This is a genomic window from Gammaproteobacteria bacterium (assembly GCA_016765075.1).
Classification (GTDB): Bacteria; Pseudomonadota; Gammaproteobacteria.
Window position 1 is genome coordinate 1 of the sequence record JAESQP010000082.1, and the last position, 20,000, is coordinate 20,000.

General features: G+C 42.7%; 23 protein-coding genes. 12 read left to right on the top strand and 11 right to left on the bottom strand.

All coding sequences use genetic code 11. From position 1 onward, the window contains the following. Positions 1–30 precede the first annotated feature (30 nt). The 3 genes from JKY90_04745 to wrbA are packed head-to-tail and all read left to right on the top strand — an operon-like array spanning position 31 to position 2,458. The gene (locus JKY90_04745; protein ID MBL4851573.1) at positions 31–1,422 is read left to right on the top strand and encodes an aspartate ammonia-lyase; all 1,392 of its coding nucleotides are present in this window, start codon (positions 31–33) and stop codon (positions 1,420–1,422) included. A gap of 53 nt (positions 1,423–1,475) precedes the next feature. After that, complete coding sequence (gene arsC, locus JKY90_04750) at positions 1,476–1,823, top strand: arsenate reductase (glutaredoxin) (GenBank protein MBL4851574.1); 348 nt, start codon at positions 1,476–1,478, stop codon at positions 1,821–1,823. A gap of 44 nt (positions 1,824–1,867) precedes the next feature. After that, positions 1,868–2,458 (top strand): NAD(P)H:quinone oxidoreductase, encoded by a 591-nt coding sequence (wrbA, locus tag JKY90_04755; GenBank protein MBL4851575.1) that lies wholly within the window; start codon positions 1,868–1,870, stop codon positions 2,456–2,458. A gap of 59 nt (positions 2,459–2,517) precedes the next feature. On the opposite strand, the gene imuA is transcribed toward wrbA, so the two are convergent. The 4 genes from imuA to JKY90_04775 all read right to left on the bottom strand — a co-directional run bounded on the left by imuA (position 2,518) and on the right by JKY90_04775 (position 5,973). After that, on the bottom strand, positions 2,518–3,168 hold the full coding sequence (imuA, locus tag JKY90_04760) for a translesion DNA synthesis-associated protein ImuA (protein ID MBL4851576.1): 651 nt from the start codon (positions 3,166–3,168) through the stop codon (positions 2,518–2,520). A 303-nt stretch (positions 3,169–3,471) separates the two neighbouring features. Then, positions 3,472–4,059 (bottom strand): transcriptional repressor LexA, encoded by a 588-nt coding sequence (gene lexA, locus JKY90_04765; GenBank protein MBL4851577.1) that lies wholly within the window; start codon positions 4,057–4,059, stop codon positions 3,472–3,474. 502 nt (positions 4,060–4,561) lie between these two features. Next, positions 4,562–5,269, bottom strand: a complete 708-nt coding sequence (locus JKY90_04770; GenBank protein MBL4851578.1) for an OmpA family protein — start codon at positions 5,267–5,269, stop codon at positions 4,562–4,564. 260 nt (positions 5,270–5,529) lie between these two features. After that, positions 5,530–5,973, bottom strand: coding sequence for a YaiI/YqxD family protein (locus JKY90_04775; GenBank protein ID MBL4851579.1), 444 nt, complete (start codon positions 5,971–5,973; stop codon positions 5,530–5,532). Between the two features lie 182 nt (positions 5,974–6,155). Between JKY90_04775 and JKY90_04780 the strand changes: the two genes are divergently transcribed. After that, positions 6,156–6,938, top strand: a complete 783-nt coding sequence (locus tag JKY90_04780; protein MBL4851580.1) for a 4'-phosphopantetheinyl transferase superfamily protein — start codon at positions 6,156–6,158, stop codon at positions 6,936–6,938. Position 6,939: 1 nt separating this feature from the next. Here the strand turns inward: JKY90_04780 and JKY90_04785 are convergent, their stop codons facing one another. After that, positions 6,940–8,322 (bottom strand): acyl-CoA synthetase, encoded by a 1,383-nt coding sequence (locus tag JKY90_04785; GenBank protein MBL4851581.1) that lies wholly within the window; start codon positions 8,320–8,322, stop codon positions 6,940–6,942. Between the two features lie 15 nt (positions 8,323–8,337). Then, on the bottom strand, positions 8,338–8,598 hold the full coding sequence (locus JKY90_04790; GenBank protein MBL4851582.1) for an acyl carrier protein: 261 nt from the start codon (positions 8,596–8,598) through the stop codon (positions 8,338–8,340). 247 nt (positions 8,599–8,845) lie between these two features. Between JKY90_04790 and JKY90_04795 the strand changes: the two genes are divergently transcribed. From JKY90_04795 to JKY90_04830, 8 genes are all read left to right on the top strand, one after another. Next, positions 8,846–9,784 carry a hypothetical protein gene (locus JKY90_04795; GenBank protein MBL4851583.1) on the top strand — a complete coding sequence of 313 codons (939 nt, stop codon included), beginning with the start codon at positions 8,846–8,848 and terminating at the stop codon, positions 9,782–9,784. Positions 9,785–9,806: 22 nt separating this feature from the next. Further along, complete coding sequence (locus tag JKY90_04800; protein MBL4851584.1) at positions 9,807–10,580, top strand: 1-acyl-sn-glycerol-3-phosphate acyltransferase; 774 nt, start codon at positions 9,807–9,809, stop codon at positions 10,578–10,580. Between the two features lie 136 nt (positions 10,581–10,716). Continuing rightward, on the top strand, positions 10,717–10,959 hold the full coding sequence (locus JKY90_04805) for an acyl carrier protein (GenBank protein ID MBL4851585.1): 243 nt from the start codon (positions 10,717–10,719) through the stop codon (positions 10,957–10,959). Between the two features lie 17 nt (positions 10,960–10,976). Further along, on the top strand, positions 10,977–11,405 hold the full coding sequence (locus JKY90_04810) for an acyl-CoA thioesterase (GenBank protein ID MBL4851586.1): 429 nt from the start codon (positions 10,977–10,979) through the stop codon (positions 11,403–11,405). Then, positions 11,405–12,079, top strand: a complete 675-nt coding sequence (locus JKY90_04815) for an outer membrane lipoprotein carrier protein LolA (protein ID MBL4851587.1) — start codon at positions 11,405–11,407, stop codon at positions 12,077–12,079. Before JKY90_04810 ends, JKY90_04815 begins: the two co-directional genes overlap by 1 nt. 13 nt (positions 12,080–12,092) lie before the next feature. After that, positions 12,093–14,459, top strand: a complete 2,367-nt coding sequence (locus JKY90_04820; protein MBL4851588.1) for an MMPL family transporter — start codon at positions 12,093–12,095, stop codon at positions 14,457–14,459. Beyond that, complete coding sequence (gene fabG / locus JKY90_04825) at positions 14,446–15,177, top strand: 3-oxoacyl-ACP reductase FabG (protein MBL4851589.1); 732 nt, start codon at positions 14,446–14,448, stop codon at positions 15,175–15,177. Before JKY90_04820 ends, fabG begins: the two co-directional genes overlap by 14 nt. A gap of 276 nt (positions 15,178–15,453) precedes the next feature. Then, the gene (locus JKY90_04830) at positions 15,454–15,900 is read left to right on the top strand and encodes a hypothetical protein (GenBank protein MBL4851590.1); all 447 of its coding nucleotides are present in this window, start codon (positions 15,454–15,456) and stop codon (positions 15,898–15,900) included. A 114-nt stretch (positions 15,901–16,014) separates the two neighbouring features. Here the strand turns inward: JKY90_04830 and JKY90_04835 are convergent, their stop codons facing one another. Genes JKY90_04835 through JKY90_04855 form a run of 5 tightly spaced genes read right to left on the bottom strand, consistent with a single transcriptional unit; the run spans position 16,015 to position 19,994 of the window. Continuing rightward, entirely contained in the window at positions 16,015–17,265 is a 1,251-nt protein-coding gene (locus JKY90_04835) for a beta-ketoacyl-ACP synthase (protein ID MBL4851591.1), read from the bottom strand. Positions 17,266–17,295: 30 nt separating this feature from the next. Next, positions 17,296–17,751, bottom strand: a complete 456-nt coding sequence (locus tag JKY90_04840; GenBank protein ID MBL4851592.1) for a hypothetical protein — start codon at positions 17,749–17,751, stop codon at positions 17,296–17,298. Positions 17,752–17,765: 14 nt separating this feature from the next. Continuing rightward, positions 17,766–18,770, bottom strand: a complete 1,005-nt coding sequence (locus tag JKY90_04845) for an acyltransferase (GenBank protein ID MBL4851593.1) — start codon at positions 18,768–18,770, stop codon at positions 17,766–17,768. 10 nt (positions 18,771–18,780) lie between these two features. Further along, positions 18,781–19,521: a glycosyltransferase family 2 protein gene (locus JKY90_04850; GenBank protein ID MBL4851594.1), complete on the bottom strand. Its 741-nt coding sequence runs from the start codon at positions 19,519–19,521 to the stop codon at positions 18,781–18,783. Positions 19,522–19,574: 53 nt separating this feature from the next. Further along, positions 19,575–19,994, bottom strand: coding sequence for a hypothetical protein (locus JKY90_04855; GenBank protein ID MBL4851595.1), 420 nt, complete (start codon positions 19,992–19,994; stop codon positions 19,575–19,577). Positions 19,995–20,000: the final 6 nt, after the last annotated feature.

Below are 20,000 nucleotides of genomic sequence, written 5' to 3' on the forward strand. Positions count from 1 at the left end.
GCACTATATTAACAGCAGACAGACAACAACATGGCCACACACCGTATAGAAAAAGACAGTTTAGGGGAGCTAAAGGTTCCCGCCGATGCCTGGTACGGTATACAAACCGCGCGTGGTATCGACAATTTCCCGATTAGCGGCCGTATGCCAGACCGTGACTTTATCCAGGCACATGTCACCATCAAGCGTGCCGCAGCTACCGTAAATAAGCAACCTGGCTGGCTAGACGCCACACTGAGCCAAGCCATTATCGATGCCTGCGATAAAATTCTTGCTGGCGAATATCTCGACCAATTTGTCATTGATCGTTTTCAGGCTGGTGCCGGCACCAGCCACAATATGAATAGCAATGAAGTGATCGCTAACTTAGCCAATGTTGCCCTCGGTGGCGAGCGTGGTGTCTACAACCCCGTTAACCCTAACGACCATGTCAATATGGGGCAAAGCACTAACGACACTATTCCCACAGCAATACGTTTGACCGCACTTAAAAAACTGCCTCGCTTGTTGGCCGCTGTCGATACCATGGCCGATGAATACGAACGTTTGGCAAAGGAAAATACGAATAGCGTTAAAAGTGCGCGCACCCATTTACAAGATGCCGTGCCGACAACCATAGGCCGCGAATTCGCTGCCTATGCCTGGATACTACGTCGTTGCAGCCAACGTTTAGCACACTGCGAATCTGCCCTGTGTGAAATTGGCCTGGGTGGCAGCGCCGCTGGAACAGGGCTTAATACCTCACCTGATTATACTCACCGCGTTGCTGCCGAATTGGCGCATCTTACCGATAACCCTATTGTTGCAGCAGACGACCTCGCCGGCCAAATGCAATCAATGACTGATCTACAAGCCTTATCGTCAGAGATACGTAACCTTAGCCTGGAGCTGACCCGCATCTGTAATGACATGCGCTTATTGGCGTCAGGCCCGCGCACCGGTTTAGGTGAAATTTGCTTACCTGCCGTGCAACCGGGTTCTAGCATCATGCCAGGCAAGGTTAATCCGGTTATGTTTGAAATGCTTAATCAGGTTTGTTATCAAATACTCGGCCAGGACCATGCCATTGCCAGCATGACACAAGCAGGCCAACTCGAACTTAATGTAATGATGCCCGCACTCGGTTCAGCCTTATTCGATGCCATGGAATGGCTAAGCAACGCAATCAATGCCACCAGCGAAAAAAATCTCAAAGGCCTCACCGTCGATACCGCACGCTGCGCTGCGTTTTTGCATACCAGCGTTGCACTTGCTACCTTGCTTAACACACATATCGGTTATACCGCTGCTGCCGAAATTGCCAAAGAATCAGAAAAATCAGGGCGTAATGTGCGTGATATCGTTACCGAGAAAGAGCTAATGAACGGTGACGATTTTGATGCACTGGTATTGCGTGCGGCGCGTGATGGAAAAATCGATTAAGCCGTGTATTGTCAGGGGCAACTGCCAGAGTCAAATTAGCAGAGGATAAAAGCATGAGTGTTACCATTTATCATAATCCACGTTGTTCAAAATCACGTCAAACCTTGGAGCTGATTCGCAATCAAGGGATTGAACCTGAAATCGTCGAGTATCTCGATACACCGCCAAGTGCAAACAAAATGGCGCAGCTATTAAGCCTGCTTAATATGGATCCCACACAAATTATACGCAAAGGCGAAGCCATTTATAAAGAACTGGGTTTAAAAGACGCCGATCTCAGTCATGCCGAATTGATTAAAACCCTGGTTGAAAACCCAAAGTTAATTGAGCGCCCTATTGTTGTTAATGGTGATAAAGCCGCGTTAGGCAGACCGCCAGAAAACGTCCTGAATATCTTATAAACAAAAAATATTGTCAGTAGATATAAACGGAGCTTTAACTGGTGATGAAAAAAATTCTAGTGTTGTACTACAGTCGCTATGGTAGCGTCGCACACATGGCAAACCTCATTGCACGTGGCGTTGAAGAAGTGGGCGGTATGGAAGCGGTGATCCGCACTGTGCCGGCTATTTCAACAAACTGTGAAATAAGCGAAAGCGACATTCCTGAAGAAGGACCGCCCTATGTTAGCGCTGAAGATTTAGAAGACTGCGTAGGACTCGCGCTTGGTAGCCCAACTCGCTTTGGCAATATGGCCGCCGCATTAAAATACTTCCTGGACGGCACCAGCCCACAATGGATGTCAGGCACGTTAATTAGCAAACCCGCTTGCGTCTTTACCTCAACATCATCTATGCATGGCGGCCAGGAAAGCACCTTACTGTCGATGATGAACCCCTTGATTCACCACGGCATGGTAATCGTCGGCCTGCCTTATTCCGAACCTGCCTTAACCAGCACACAAACTGGTGGCACACCCTATGGTGCAAGCCATGTGGCAGGTCACGATGGTAAAAACCCTATTAGCGAAGATGAAAAGGCATTATGTATTGCGCAAGGTAAAAGATTGGCGGAAATAGCTAATAAACTTAGTTAGTTTGATATTAAACCTACACACAAACCAGAAAAGCGAGAGACATATCACTGGATTAGCGCCTATGAACTATCTTGCCTATAGGTCATATTTTTTCCTAGAGCAACACTTCGGCAATGGCGGCTACCACGCGCTTTAAGAACATCAATATCAAGACCACCTTCTTGCCTTATGCGCAGCTGTAAGCGCAAGGCAGCCCAAGTGCTCTGCCGAATAGCGCGATCATCGGTCGTAATGCGATAAAGACCTAATAGTGACTCTCCCTCTCTGGCAGCAGCTTGCAAGCGACGTACTGCACTGTCATTAAGCCCACCTCCCTGACGTATACTCGGAATGTCCGGCCACCATAAAGCCATAGCACATTCGCGATTACGCAACGCCTTTTCCAGGGCACACAAAGTGTCTTGCTCATCATCCAGCGACAACCAACGTATGTAGTCTAAATCAATGCCAGCATTTGCCAATATAGGCGCATAAGGTAGATAAGGTGGGTTGGCGATCATCACGTAACGCTGTTCTTGTGTCATGCGCTTAATCACCGGCAACCATAGCCTAAGTTCACCAATATCTATAGCAGGAATCATTATCTCTACGACGGCTCCTGGTGGCCATCCGCCTGTTGGTAAGGCTTCATCAAGCTCATCAAAACCGCTACTCATGCTGCGAGCACGACCATTATAAGCTTGTCCGTTATAAGTTTTCCCGCGCCACAATGAGGGAGTTGTACCCCGAGGGTTCTTTTCAATATACCCCTCAAGGGGGTACTGAAAAGAGCCCCCTTGAGGGGTACACGTTGTGTTCAATATATTTTTTAATTGACTTGTCATCATCACTTCACCTGTCTGTCTCAAGGGCGTCTCTATTAATTCTGGGCGTAGCAGATTGAATCCCAAATCCGTCGCATCCAAGCGAAAATTGCAAGTAATAGCGGGACTATTGCTAAAATTTACAACGCCGATGTGGCGGATTTGGGGTTTAAGATGCTCGTTCATGAATTAATAGAGCCGTCCTCAAGGTCATTGTCTTATCAGGCCAACCATACGGCCTTCTATAGCGAAAGATTGCTCACGTAAATCAACGCGAATAGGGTCGAAATCAACATTTTCTGGCAATAAGGTGACAATATTACCGCGTTGACGAAAGCGCTTCACCGTCACTTCTTCATCAATACGTGCAACAATAATCTGGTTAGTTTCTGCCACACTGGTCTTATGTACCGCGAGCAAATCACCATCGAGAATACCGACTTCGCACATACTCATGCCTTCAACACGCAACAGATAATGTGCCTGAGGGTGAAACACGGTATGAGCAACATTGATATGCATTTCGATATTCTCTGTCGCCAATAATGGCGCGCCTGCTGCAACCTTACCGACGACAGGAATGCCCGTTTCTTCAAGCAAGGTGATACCGCGCGAATGTCCACCTAGCTCGATATAACCCTTACGTTGCAAGGCGGTAAGGTGCTGGTAGGCTGCATTATCAGAGCGATAACCCATATACTCTGCGATCTCCCGCATTGTCGGCGGCATTTGCCACTCTTGCAAACATTCGCGGATAAAGTCGAGAATTTGACGCTGTATTTCAGTTAATTCTTGCATAATCACCCAACACTGTATTTTTATACATGTGCATGTATAGTTATACAGACAAATAAAAAATGCAAGATTTATTTCTGAATATCAGCCAAAGTTGCCAGGTAAGCGGAGGCTAATAGAGGAAATTTTCGCTTTGCTAACAATAGCAACAGTGATCTATTTCACTGGCCTGCAAACACCTAGCCTAGGATAAAATCCCTGCTATTGGTATAGAGGAATCAAAAGAGGTTTCAACAATTTTATAACCTGCAACAACATTATCGCTCAACACAATAGATCAAACTTTTTGGTTATAAAAAAACCCTCGCTCAGGCCATGCCAAACGAGGGTTATCTGTCAGTCCATAAGAACTAGCAGGCTATTGAAAAAGTCTATGGCGAGTGCGAGACAAGGCAAAAAATGGCGAAAAAGCGCAGTTGACACGAAGTCAATGAGCATTTTGAGCTGTTTTTTAACGCCGTATCGTGCCGCCATGGACTTTTTCAACAGCCTGCCTAAGAGAGAGTTAACTATAATCAGGTGAGTCGTAGGCTTGCTTTTCTTCACCTTCAACAATCGGTTTAAGAAAAATCTCAACACGTCGATTCAAGGCGCGGCCTGCTTCGCTGGCATTGCTTTCACGCGGCTCATTTTCACCACGACCTTCTGTACGCAAACGTGCCCCCTGAACACTGCGATCAATCATATAATCTACGACCGATTGAGATCGGCGTTCAGATAGTCGTTGGTTAAAGCCATCGCTACCCACATTATCAGTGTGTCCCACCACGTGCACGACGGTACGATCATACTTATTAATTACATCACTTAGCTTATCTAGCGTTGGATAAAAAGAGGTCTTGACATCATCTTTACCAAAATCAAAAGACACTTCGCTATTAAGGCTTAATTTTAGAGTGTCATCTTTAAGGCGTTCAATTTCTATCGCGTTTTGTGCTTCTTCTTCAGCCAGGGCTTCTTCAAACTCTTTTTGCTGCTTGTCCATATAGCCACCGACAGCACCACCAATAATAGCACCAGCTACAGCACCAACCACCTTGCTTGAGTTATGGTCATCATCAATTTGATGACCCAAAATAGCGCCAACAACTGCGCCAATACCCGCGCCTGTCTTGGCGCGTTTGTTGGGATCATCTGTCGCACAAGCAGCCACTGCAAGCAGCACTGAAACTGCTAGCAGTGTCTTAGCCAATATTTTGTAGGATCTTTTCATGATCGTCTCCAATCTCATCACGCCTGAGTATTTCGGGAAATTTTATAACTTGATTATGAGCAATGCTAGCAAAGCTATCCGTCAAAACAATCACACAACACAACTTTTGTATAACAATGCGTAGCGCATAGTCTATAACGTATCAAATAAGCACTGTATCTTTGCTGAACCGTATTTTACGGCTGCACATAAAACGATAAAAATATTTAAAATCAATAGTTTATATTCATTCAAAATAACATCTATACAGAAAATGTGCGTTAACGCGTAGCCAAATATTTATCAAGATGATTAGCAAATGCCATGCGATCTTTTTGGCTCAAGGCTGGCGGACCGCCTGTATCAATACCGCTGGAACGGAGTGTATCCATAAAATCGCGCATCGTTAAACGGCCTTTAATATTTTCTTTAGTATAGAGCTCACCACGTGGGCTTAATGCAATACACCCTTTATCAATCACATCGTTTGCCAACGGGATATCACTGGTTATTACCAGGTCACCCGGTGTTACCCGCTTAACGATCTCGTTATCGGCAACATCAAAACCTGCGCCGACTTGCACAAACTTAATCACCTCTGATTTAGGTACACGAAGAAACTGGTTTGCCACTAAAGTAACTACTACACGAGTTCGCTCTGCAGCACGAAATAATATTTCTTTTATCACTACCGGGCAGGCATCGGCATCAATCCATATATTCATCTCATGCCCCTTAGAGAGTTTTAAAATAACAAAATAGCGCTTCAGAAAGAAACCATTTTGTTATTATTTTTTATGTCTAAATATCATGACAAAGCCCCAAAAATAGATATTATAATGTAATTATGCGAAAATATATTCGAGCAAGATTTTTATAAAACCTGCAATACAGAACATAAATTATTATGACAAAAAAATATAATTCCCCTCCCGACACAGAGCTCTTAACCGTCAAATTATATTTACATTTTTACGATAAATCTTTATACCAACCCACTGAAAAATCTATTTCCAAACTGTGCAAAGACGAGCTAAAAAAATTTACTTCGTATTCCAACAAAAGGAAAAAAGAATTCTTGCTGGGTCGACTATTGTTAAGGTTCGCAATTCAACAGCAAAATAATAATTTTATTAACCCTTTACATACTATCGAGCGTGATGGATTACCACCTCTCGTTCCTTTTGCCGAAAAAAATAACCTATACTTTAACATTAGCCATTCACACTGTGTTGTTGGCGTATCAATTGTCGAGACCAACAATGAAATTTTATTAGGTTTGGATATTGAACACATGAAACCAGTGAAAAATTTCGCTACAACTGATTTTTTTTGCAATGAAAATCAAATAAAAAATATTTCCAACAAAAGAGATTCACATAAAAAAATGATGCTTTATTATCACTATTGGACACAAAAAGAAGCCTACATAAAATCACAAGGCAAGGGGATATTTTCATCTAACATAAAAGAACTAGAGTTTTTTCCTTCACAAAATATCGTAAATACCACATTATCCACGACAGAAATTTCAAAAAAACATGCGGCACAAGACCACTACAAAACATCAATTTACTGCTCTAAACCACACCAACTTGAAACAAGAGTTTCCACTATAAATAAGGCTGGAATTTTCAGCCAGACACAAAAAATTAATCCTCATTGGCAAACATTCAGTTTGCGCAAATAAATTATTTTTTCTCCTTACGGATCAAGTCATCATAAAGATCCATTAAGTATTGCCTGGGCAGCTTTCCATTATCTTCGCGCTGCAATGACGAAAGCAAAAAAATCGGCCTCGGTACAAAAGTAATGTCCAGGCGAGACCGAAGGTAGCCTAATAAATCTTGCTTACTTACCCTGGGTTTTAATACTACCAAAGCCACTAAGCGTGGCACTGTTCTATTTTGCGCAGGGAAAAACACTATCCCATCAAGCAAACCTGGAAACACTTGCAATACTTGATTGATTTCGTGAAGAGACCCTCGCTTGCCAGCGATATTAATCATATCTGAGGCTCTACCCTCCAAACGAAATTGCTTCTCACCAAGCATGGTAATCTTGTCTTGCAATTTTGTCGCATTAAAAATATGCTCGGCGCTGACAATCACTTCTTCATCCGCTTTCATTGTAAACCGAATGTCGTCAAAGCAATTCCACATTTCATGATGCGCCGTTGCGCGAAACGCTATAGAACCGACCTCGCTGCAACCGTATATTTCTCTTAACCTGGAACTAAAACAGCTTTCAGTCTGCTGCGCTAAACGTTGATCTAACGGGGCAGTTGCACATAACACTCTGTCAATAGATGAAAAGTCCATTGAACTGGCAACCAGTGCACGCAAATGTACTGGTGTTGACACCAAAATTTTAGGGCTTGGCAGCACTGCTAATAGGGTTTTAATATCCTTAGGGAAAAGAGGTTTGCTATCAACCACGCACACGTTTGCCATAAGCGCCAATAAAATGGACGTTTCCAAGCCCCACATGTGTTGGCCTGGCACAGTAGCAAGTTGATAAAACGTATCTATCTTATTAGGCACCATGTATCGGCGATTAATTTCTGTACTTGCCGTAAGTGTGCCCCAGGTTTTTTCAATTGGCTGCGAATCGCCTGTTGATCCTGAGGTAAAGCTGATGACCGCAAGGTGATTTGCTGCAATCATCGGCATCTCGAAATCATCACTGCCAAGCAAAGAAAGGGTCGATAAATCTAACTGCGGTAACTCTTTCCCTAATGTCCCATCATGAATAATATAACTATTGCCATAACGTTTATGTAATGCTTTATGGGTGACGGTATTTTTGTTCGGTGGCAGCAAACTAGTTTGCTTGCGCACTATCGCTGCACACAAAGAAACCATAAATAAATAGCGATTACTACACAAGTTGATAGCATATTTGTGTTCAGGCAGTATTTTCGCTAACTGCTTTACATGACCTAAAAATTGCTTGGCAGTGATCTCCCCTTGATGACCATTCAAGACCTTCAGTGGGCGATCAATATAAGCAATATTTTCTTGTCGATGGCGCTGAATTAACGGAATAGTTACGCCATGTATACAATTTTCCACGTATCGCAGGATTACTTATTTTTGTTCAACAAATTCGCACAAAGTTCTCAAGGAGGTAAATGCCTTTTGAGTACCCTCCTCTTCAGCTTGCATTTGTACCTTGTATTTCTGTGAAATTGCCAAGGCTATCTCCAACGCATCAATAGAGTCCAAACCCAGCCCTTCTCCAAACAACGGCTCATCAGGATCAATATCACCCGGCCCTATGTCTTCCAGGTTTAAGGCATCAACGATTAAATATGCCATTTCCTGCTCGGCTTCTGTTTGTACTGTCACGTTAGTTTCTCTCTTTTATTTAGGACTTTATTGTAAAGGATCTCGGCAAAAGTCCCTTTATTTTTTGGCTATGTAGTTTAAACTACACGACAAGGAAAACAGGATAAAAATCAACAATTTTTAGCTACTTGAGCAAGCTAAATCAGCAGTAACAGGCTTTATATCAATGAAAATCCAGACCAATTGCGCGCCTAACGTTCATGATAACTTATTGATTTCATAAAAGATATTCTCACCCACACAAATTATGCTACATAATTATTATTCTGTTGACACTATAAAATCCTTATTGGATAAAACTGACACCCTGATGGTGCTCCCCTATGATTCGGCTTGCGCACTAGCTGAGACAGGCGTCATTGCATCAGGCTTAAGTAGCTTAGGCCATAGCTTTAACGAGGTTTGGTCCATATCAAACACTGAAATAGACCGAGGCACATCAGGACGCTGCCAGTGGAGCAAATCAAAAGAGGTTCTCTGTGCCGCAATCTGGAAAACGCCTGATCAATGTAAAAATTTAGAAAAAGCAACCCAGTCTGCGTACGAAGAGTTACTCGCACTACTATACCAATTTGACTACCGGCATCCTTTTCGTTTCTGGAATTATTTGCCCAATATCAATGCTGGAAATAATGACGAAGAACAATATAAAAAATTTTGTATGGGCCGTTTCAATGCCTTCAAAACAAAAGGGATACCCCCCAACCAATTTCCAGCAGCCTCGGCACTTGGACACCACACAGAAGGGGCGGTTATTTATGTGATCGCCGACCGTTCTCCATCAATCCACCATAAGAATGCTTTGCAATCAAATGCCTATGAGTATCCACGCCAATACGGCATTAGTAGCCCTTCTTTTTCGCGTGCAACCAGTATTACCGTTGGAGCAAAACCATTGTTTTTCATTTCAGGGACGGCCAGCATTATTGGGCACAAAACTCAACATGCCAACGACCTGAAAAAACAAGTGCAAACCACAATTGAAAATATTCAGCATCTATTAAAGCATGCCAACAACCATGCATTACCGCTGCAATCAATGAAAGTTTATTTGCGTCATGCTAACGACTATTCGCTAGCGAAAAAACTCCTGCAAAAAACTTTCTTAACAGTGCCGATATTATTCACCCATGCCGATATATGTCGCACTGATCTATTAGTGGAAATCGAGTGTTTTTGCAGTTAATGCGACGACCCCTTTCGCAGAAATGATGCAAAAACATAAAAATTTAAAAATTTATTGGCGGGTATTTGCCACCGGATTAAGCTTTTTGCTATTTGGTCTTGGCTCTCTCATCATTGGCTTATTTTTTCTTCTCATTATTGCACCACTACCGGTATCAGCAGGTCGCAAGCAATGCTGGGTTCGCTACATTATCAACAAGGCATGCCAAGCCTATATTGTTGCAATAAAATCATTACAAGTACTGAGCTTTTCTATAGAAAAAAACAATATTGAAAATCACTCAGGCCATTTAATAATCGCCAATCACCCAACGCTATTAGATGCGATTTTTGTATTGTCAGAAATTGATAACGTATGCTGCATTGTCAAGGCAAACTTATGGAAAAACCCGCTCACCTGCATTGTTGTAACACTGGCAGGATATATCCCAAACACATCATCCAATTTAGTCGAATTAGCAACAGACAAACTCCGTAGCAATGAAAATATTTTGATATTCCCTGAAGGCACACGTAACACTTACGACAGTCAGTTAGAGTTTAAACGCGGCGCAGCAAACATTGCCGTGCTCACCAATTGTCCCATTTTACCCATCGTCATTCACTGTGCACCACGTACACTGCAAAAATATGAAAAATGGTATCAGGTCCCCGCATCAACCCCACATTTTTCTTTACGCATGCTTGCTGTAATCAACATTGCCAATTGCATTGATACCAGCAGGCCAAGAACCGTACAATACCGCCATCTCACTCATTTGTTACGCGAACTCTACCGCACTAATCTATCAGCATAAATAAGCGAAAGCACGTCAAAGCCGATCATTTCTGCATCATTAGTCGCTATTTTTCGACACAACAGTGCCGATATAATAAGCTAATATTGCTATAATCACGAAAACCATTCTATGCCATATACCTCATAAAATGACCATGAAATACAGCCACGAAGAAATTCTTGACCACACCAAACAAATATTAATACGGTTATTTGAATTAGATGAGTCGATGCTAACACCTGACGCACGACTATATGAAGACCTCGATATAGACAGCATCGATACCGTAGACATGTTGATCGAACTCAAACGTTTTACTGGTGCCAATGTAAAACCTGAACATTTCAAACAAGCTCGAACCTTGCAAGATATTGTTGAGGCTGTAGCTAAACTATAGCTTCAAAATAAACAATAATGGACAGCAAAATCAGTATTAGTCTGGACTTTGAAGTGCCTTTTTTTGACGTCGACTCTTATCGTGTTGTCTGGCACGGCAGTTATGTCAAATATTTTGAAGTAGCACGTTGCAAATTACTCGAACACATAAACTATACTTACGATGACATGGAACGTTCCGGCTATTTCTTTCCTGTCGTTGACTTACAAATTCGCTACATAAAACCACTACGCTTCAGGCAAAAAGTAACTATTATTGCCACCTTGCACGAATGGGAATGCCGCCTGGTCCTCCGCTACCTGATTCTTGATCAAGATAGCGGGCAACATTTAACTAAAGGTAAAACAGTGCAAGCAGCTGTGTCTATGTCAGATTTGATTACACAATTTTCCTGCCCAGATATATTAATCAACAACGTCAATAAAATGTTATCGGTAGACACATAATGCGTCACACTCTCTTAGCCTGCTGCCTGGTTTTATGGCATAGCAGCTCTATCTACGCCAATGACCAGACAATGGGTGCAGCATTAGCCGAGACACTCCCTCAACATTGCTTATTGTCTGGCAATTTTACTCAAACACGCAGGCTCCGCACACTGCCAGCACCATTGGTTTCTTCAGGTCAGTTTTTCTTTTCTTGTCACAATGGATTAATTTGGCAAACTGAATCACCCATCAATGAAACACTTGTTTACACGCAACAAGAATATTATTTTCAAATTAAAGAAGAGCAATCGCCACAACTACTACAAAGCAGGCTGCATGACCACTTAGCCAAGATACTGCTCGGACTAATGAGCGCAGATAAACATTATTTGCAAGAACAATTCACCATCAACAATGAATCGAACAACAAAATGTCCTTCATTCTCAAGCCAAAGGATAAACAATTAAAGCGCGGCTTAAAAAAAATCATCTTGCGCCAAGAAAACGCGTTAAATACTATAAAAATAGTCAACATCAACAAAGAAACAACGCGTATCGTCATTAGCAATACGCAGGATCTAAACTGGCAGAGCAATAACCACACTCAGTCTTTTTGTCAGGACTTGACAGCTAAAATTCAGCTCGCCTGCGATATACTCATGCAGCCGAAAAATCACTTAACCCTTCATTAATTGCGACAAAAAAATGCTCTTATGGAGAAGCCTGTTTTTCATCGCCCTGGTCTTCATAGGCCAATTTTTTATTCGTAGCTATGACCATATATCTATCGACACAGACCTAAAAGACTTGTCTCCCGCGCTGGCTCATCAACAAGACTTACAATTTGCCATCCATACACTATCAGAAGATATAGAGCGCCATTTTATATTGTTACTTAGCAGCACTAATGTAGTCCAGGTACAACAAGCCAGTGAATTTATTATTAAGAAAATAAATGCTATCAACAATCTCACTGTTGCTGATCTTAACGACCAACAGTCTGCCGCCTTACTGGACAAGCTCACACAACATCGCTTTCAATTACTTACAGCCAAGCAACAAAAAAATATTAGCCAACTCGATGATGATACGCTGATTAAGCAGGCACAACAGCGCTTGTTTCAATTACAGGGAAGCATTAGTTTATTGTCGTTTTCTGATGACCCAATGGGCTGGCTTAACGATTATATCTTGCAATTGATGAGCACATCCGATTTGCAAGATACGCATGCTAAAAAAGGGGAAATACAACCCGCTAACGCTAATGAAAAAAAGGTTTTTTATCAGCCTGTCGCCATTACTATCGAGCATGGTGCCTTGCAAATGTCAACGCAGAATATACTACGCCGCCAATTGCAAACACTGGAAAAAGAGGTGCTAAATCAATACCCTGTGAGCATCCATCATTCAGGCGTATTTTTCTTTGCTGCTGATGCCGCTGACAAAGCAAAACGCGACATTAGTCTTATTAGCACCTTTTCTCTTATTGGCGTTATTGCCTTATTGCTGGTGGCCTTTCGCACACTGTCAGCACTGTGGCTACCCTTATTGTCTATAATATTAGGGATTGCTGGCGCTTTCGCCGTTACGCACAGTTGGTTTGGTTCTGTGCATATCCTGACAATTTTATCAGGCGTAAGCTTAATAGGTATCGTAATTGATTATTCATTGCATTATTTCTACCATCAAAACGCAAACCATAATAATCCCCACAATAACTCGGGCAGAAATAATACCCCGGAGAAAAACAAGCGCCTGCATAGCGCACTACTGTTAAGCCTGTTGACATCGATTATTGGCTTCGGCGCACTATCTCTTTCCGAGCTTGACTCACTGAAAAAACTGGCTGTATTTGCTTGCTGTGGACTAACTATGGCCTGGTTAAGCGTGCTGGTGCTCGGCTCATGGATGCTACGTAAACCTGTTCGCATCGATCAACGACACATCCCTGCATTACTTAATCTATTGATGAGGCCTTTACGTGCTATTGGGTCAAAGGTGATACTCGTTTTCGGCCTGACGATAATTATCTGTTTTTCTGTTCTTGCCTATATCGGCATCCCCGGCAATGATGACCCTCGTTTGTTTTTTAAACCCTCAACCGACCTGTTAAAACAAGAACAGTACATTAGCAAACTAGTCAATGACTATGAGCCAGGACGCTATTTGGTAATACATGGAGAAAATTCAGAGCAGGTTTACAAGAAGTTTGCCAAACTATCGAGCGCAACAGACAATAGCCAAATAACCACACTTAACAGTGTAATGAATTGGCTGCCCTCTCCTATGGAACAACGCAATAACTATCAAATGCAACAGCGTTTATTTCAAAATGATGGTGTGATCGATAAGCTTTTCACACTACTAGATATGCCTGATGATAGCGCAAAAAAATTACGTAGCGAATACCGACAAGCCGACCAATATTTATTAACCCCGACTGATGTATTAGGATTATTGCCAAATACAATGAACAGCTTATGGCTTGATAATAATGGAAAAATATACAGTTTCGCCTTGATACCAAAAGGCACTGATACGACTGCCATAGAAATCGCTAGCAATGAAATTGATGGCGTTGAATATATTAATACTGTTGCCTTGGCTGAAAAAATATTACAACAGCAACGGGTTTCCGCAGAAAAATTATTGCTTTATGCTTACGCCCTTATCGCCATACTTATGTTGTTACGCTTTCGCCGTATCGAAGCATTATGGATGTTAGCGGTTCCTATTATTGCCAGCATGGGCACCGTTATCATTTTATTTCTACTCGGGCAGCCAATGAACTTATTTCACACGATGGCTCTATTTTTAATATTAGGACTAGGCATGGACTATGTTATTTTTTCTCGTGAAATGGCGACAACAGCCCTTACTTTGCAAGCCATTTTACTTTCAGCCTTGACGACTTTACTGTCCTTTGGCTTGCTCAGCATGAGTTCCATACCAGTAATACAAGCCTTTGGCCTAACAGTATTAATTGGCAATACTATAAACCTGTTTGGCGCCTTGGCTTATGCGCAGATACACCACGCCAACAAGGAGATAAAAAATTATGCCACACAATAAGCGCGTCCTGGTCACCGGCGCAAGTCGCGGCATTGGCAAAGCAACAGCGCTGAAACTGGCCCAACAAGGCTTTGCTGTCACTGTACACTGTCACAGTAATGTCGATGCAGCCAACAAACTAATCGAAAAAATTAATGCTTTGCATGGCAATGCCAACTTATTGCAATTTGATATCAGTAACCGAACTCAAACTCGGCTCGCGCTGGAACAGGCTATCGACACCCATGGCGCCTATTACGGCATTGTCTGCAATGCGGGCATTGCCCATGATAATGCCTTTCCATCGTTAACCGAAGACGATTGGGATAAAGTGATTCATACCAATCTCGATGGCTTTTACAATGTATTGCATCCCTTGGTGATGCCAATGATTCGCCTACGCCAAGGCGGGCGTATTGTTACTCTGTCATCGCTATCAGGCTTAACAGGAAACCGCGGGCAAGTTAATTATAGCGCCGCCAAAGCAGGCATTATTGGCGCCACCAAAGCACTGGCGATAGAACTCGCTAAACGCGAAATCACCGTTAATTGTGTGGCGCCGGGCATTATCAAAACAGATATGATAAAAGACATACCTGTCGATGAAGCCAAAGAAATGATCCCTATGCGGCGCTTGGGTAGCGTTGATGACGTCGCCGCTATGATAAGTTTTTTGATGTCAGATGACGCCAGCTACATTACGCGCCAAGTCATCAGTGTAAATGGTGGTATATACTAACAACCTGAGACCTTTGCACGAGGCAAGTGGCAAAAGAAAAATGAGGGAAAATCGTCCTGATTGAGGCGGAAAACGCCGCCAATACGTCCGTCTTGGCAAGTTTTTCCACGTGCCCTTGGGGTGCAACGAAAATCAGGGTGATTTTAACCATTTTTACTTGTCAATTGTCTCGTGCAAAGGTCTCAACCTAAATTAAGATCATGATAAGCTGCCTACAGCTAAAACGACTCTACTAAAAATATCATCGACTCATCACTCAAGAAAAAAGGAGACGACATGAAGCATGTTTTATTGGCTCTATCTATCGCGCTATTTTCATTATTTTCAATGAGTTCACAGGCAGAACTTAACCCCATTGAACAAACCGTTGTCGATATGATGCTTGAGGGCGACCTTAGGCAACTTAAAGCAGCTGTGCGCAGAGTTCATGATGCCGAGATCTTCAATACAGAAGTATTGGATGTGGCCGCGGAGATTATGTTAGTCACTTACCCCGACACCTATAAAGCAGAGTTAGACACCTTGTCATGGCTGGCTAAAGCACTGGGGGAATCTGGAAATAATCGCTATTACGGGGTGTTATCAGAAGTTGTAGATAAAACGAGGTTTAAAAAATTGCGCAACCACTCAAAAAAATCACTCAAAAAATTAAAGCCCCCTGCCGATTCAGATATACAATATAAAGCCGGAATGAAAGACGTTAACGTGCCAGACTACTTTTAAACCAAAGAAATTCATTTAGTCTGCCAAGCTACGGCGCAATAAAATTCTGTTGTGCCGCAGATATAAAGCTCGACTTAATAAATAAGTTATACCTGTATACACCCGCATGAAGGGCTAAATACGTCGAAACAATAATGATGTATTCACACCACCAAAGGCAAAATTATTACTCATAATTATCTGCGGACTTATTCCTCGACACTCATCACGAATATAATCTAAATCTCCACAGCGTGGATCAATATTGTGCAGATTAAGTGTCGGTATAAACCATTCTTCACTCATCATCATAATACTTGCCCATGCCTCAAAGGCACCGCATGCACCCAGTGTGTGTCCTGTGTAGCTTTTTAATGCGCTAATAGGCGTGCTTGTACCGAGCACCTGTTCAGTCGCTAACGATTCGGCAATATCACCATACTCAGTGGCCGTGCCATGTGCAGCCACATAACCCACTTCACTTGCACTAATATTTGCATCTTGCAAACATAACTCCATCACTTTTGCCATGGTCTCCTGTCTGGGTCTCACCAAATGATAGCCATCTGTATTGGTGGCATAGCCAATCACTTCGGCAAGAATGTCTGCTCCACGTGCTTGTGCGCGATCATACGATTCAAGAATAAGCGTACAAGCCCCCTCGCCCAACACCAAACCATCGCGCTGCTGATCATAGGGTCTGGGCGTTTTTTCTGGTGTCGTATTAGCTGTGCTGGTGGCAAAAATGGTATCGAACACCGCCGCCTGAGTAGGGCATAATTCTTCAGCACCACCAGCAATCATCACTTGCTGTTGACCACTGCGTATTGCCTCATAAGCAAAACCAATGCCTTGGCTACCCGCAGTGCAGGCGCTGGAAGTGGTGTACATTCTTCCCTGGGTGGCAAAATGAACACTAATACTAATCGCGGCGGTGTGACTCATCATGCGTAAATACGTGGTACTGTTCATGCGCGCCATTGACTGATTTTCCAGCAGGCTAAAAAATTCTAATGCCGCATCGCTACTGCCCGTTGCCGAACCATACGCAACACCAGCCTGGCCACTGCTTAGCACTTTATCACCAATCAAACCTGCTTGCTCCAGCGCCAACTCGCTTGCTCTAACTGCCATCTGCGCAACACGACCCATTCTACGTTTTTGTTTGATGCTGTAGGATTTTGGCAAAGAAAAATCACGTACTGGTGCTGCCAGACGTGTATTCATTTCAGAATATTGCTGCCAATCCTCCATAAAACACACAGCATTACGTTTATTCTTCAGTGCTTGGCTCACGTCTTGCCAATTATCACCTAACGCAGAAATAGTACCGCCACCAGTAATAACGACTCTTTGCTGCCCTTTAATATGAGAATTTTTATGCATTTATATAACCCAGGGTCAATACGATTGTGTTTATTTAAGTAATGGTTGGCGAAGCACTGATAAACTTGCTTGCGCAAGCCAATCATTTATATCGTCATAATAAATTTTACAATTAAAAGAAGCCAGCTCGTTACCAACAACTGCCTCTTCTTGACAATGCACTTGAATAGACTTGCCAGGGGGGAAATAATCCTGCTGTGCCTGGTAGCTACGCGCACCGATTAAGAAACCAAGATGCGGCTCAACAAGGCCTTGTTCTAATTGATAACCCGCAATCAACGCGGCTGTTTGCCCCATATATTCAATGCCTATCCAGGCTGGAACACCGTGTTTTAAATCAAAAAAAGGGGTTTTCTCATCTATCAAGACGATAGCGCTCGATTGCTTTTCACTGACATTAACAATGCGATTGATTAACAACATCGGTGGACGGTGTGGAATCAGGGACAATAAACGCGAATCAAACCGCTCAGATTCACCGGTCATTCCAGACTCACCAATCATAGCGACTTTGGATTGCTATCGACGGCATCTTGAGTGACGAATATACTCTGCGTTGCCCAAAAATCGTAAAAATTGAACCATTGATACGGTGCTTTAGCACATTGGCTTTCAAGTTCTGTGGCAAATTTTTGCGCATAACATTGTAGGTCTGTCTGCCTTTGGTGGCGAGACAACTCTACCTTGTCAGAAAAATTCACCATTTCAAAATAAATTTTACTGCCCTTGCTCGTGTTGTAACGATAGGAAAACATTAAATTAACCGGACATGCCAGTGCTTTAGCTAAGACATAGGGGCCTATAGGCAAGGGCGCTTGGCGCGCCAAAAAACTAACATTCACTGTGCGTTTGGCGCCTGCTAAAGGGGTGCGATCGCCCGCGATAAACACCCATTCGCCACGATCGATTCTGTCCTTCAAGCGCAATAGTGTCGCCACATCAAGCTCATCAACCTGCAAAATGTTCAAACGCGAATGCGGATTAATGCGCTGCATCATGCTAACAAAATTTTCTGCATGTTTATCATAGAGTAAGACATTAATGGCCTTACCTTCGTAACGCTGAATAAACCCGCGGCAATATTCAAGATTACCCAAATGCGTACCAATAATGAGACGCCCACGCTTACTACTCATTAAGGCATCCACTGCTTCCGAATTTTTCACATCAAACTCATTAATACTCATGTCAGCACTCCATGCCAACAATTTATCCAGTATTGCCTCAGCAAACTGGTGAAAATGTTTTACCACTTGCCAATAGCCAGGTTTAACCGACCATTGTTCAGGGAAAAATTGGTAATGAGTTCGCAGAAAACCTATTGATGCACGGCGAGAATTAGGACGGCTTACAACAAAATATAAGGCCACCGGAAATAGCAGCACCGAGAATAACCGACGACCAAAAAATCGGTACAACAGCATTAATAAACGCAAGCCAAATAGCGTCCCTGCTTCGTTTATTGTTGACCAATGTGACTTATTTTGCGCAACAGAAGAAGACATCTTTAACTCATCAAAAGATACGGCTAATACGCCGATAAAGTAATTGTGGTAAACGTAAAAACATACCCAGCATTAATCTGGTATGCAGCCGAATCAAGCGCCAGTTATCACTTAAATAGTGAAAATGCGATACCCCATTTACAGGATAAACTACCTTCGTTGGCACAAAGTGCAGCGAGATATCCGTCCAAACGGCTTTAACCAGTATATCCGTATCAAAATCCATGCGCGGTCCAATGTGGTAACGATCAATGAGCATTTCTATCTGTGCCAAGGGATAGAGGCGGAAACCACATAGACTGTCTTTTACCTGTAATGATAAGGTTTCTAATGCCACCCAGAAATCAGTCACTTTGCGCCCATACACACGTGCTTTCGGCGCCGAATCATTAAACACTGGCTTGCCTGAAATAATCGTTTGTGGATGCTCCTGGCTATAAGCAATAAATTTTCCAATATCCGTACTATCGTGCTGGCCATCGGCATCAATCTGAATAATATGACTATAGCCCAACATTCTTGCCTGGTAACAACCACTGATAACAGCCGCGCCCTTGCCTCGATTACAATTATGCTTGACCAAGCTGACATCATCATAAGTTGCAATAACACTCGCCAACTGCTCAATGATTGCAAATTCACTGCCATCATCAACAATAATAACGGGATAGGGCAAGACACTCAGCACAGACAAAAACTCGCGTAACGCCTCCAGATGATTGTAATGCGGAATAACCAGGCAATATTTCACGTTAAGGGTATCTCTATTAATTACTTACAGCCTTTACCAAAAATATTTGCAATTTATTGCGCTTCTTTAAATCTCACATTACCACTGGATATAACGGCATCATCACAAGTATAGAGAAAGGCTATATGCTTCAAATCAACATTTTTTTCAAGCAACAATGTTAACTTTGTATCGGGAAGCACCACAGTTTTGAACCTCAATTTGGTAATTTTTTCGAAAGGTGTCGTAATAGAGAATAGTAATTTACTTAGCTCACATGCCCAATGCACCTGTACTACACCGGGCAATATCGGATTCTCGGGGAAGTGTCCGTCAAACCACTGCAATGATTTCAGCACAGACAAACGTATCGTAATCGTCAAGTTGTTTTGTTGAAAAGCAAGAAATTTAGGCCACTCGTCTGTAACAAACCGGTTACGCAGAGCTTCTATCGAATCAACGTCACTTATTAAAGTTAAATTATTGCCATCCACAATTTC